General features: G+C 27.1%; 1 pseudogene. It reads left to right on the forward strand.

Annotated elements, in window-relative coordinates:
- Positions 1-78 precede the first annotated feature (78 nt).
- A pseudogene (locus G3997_RS05610) lies at positions 79-324 on the forward strand (IS30 family transposase); the annotation flags it as partial.
- Positions 325-383 lie beyond the last annotated feature (59 nt).

The following is a 383-nucleotide window of genomic DNA, read 5'->3' on the forward strand; positions in this document are numbered from 1 at the left end:
TATTTGGATAAAATTTACAAATACTAATCTATACAAGATAATCTTTTTTTGTAAAATTCTATTTACTTTATTTRGNAATTTGCAGGCTATAATGACATTGAAAATACATTAAATATTGATGTATATTTTGCAGATGCTTATTCTTCTTGGCAGAGAGGCACAAATGAGAATACGAATGGATTACTAAGAGAATTTTATCCAAAGAAATTTGATTTTGCTACAATAACACAATCTGAACTTGATTCTGTTGTAGATATAATTAATAATAGACCTCGCAAATGTCTTGGTTTCAAAACACCTGCAGAGGTCTTTGCAGTAGCATAAATAGAAAGTGTTGCACTTGAATTGACAATTTATCATATANAAAACAAGAATTTAAAGTA

Origin of the sequence: Romboutsia sp. 13368, assembly GCF_018336475.1 — a bacterium.
In the GTDB taxonomy this organism is placed as follows: domain Bacteria; phylum Bacillota; class Clostridia; order Peptostreptococcales; family Peptostreptococcaceae; genus Romboutsia.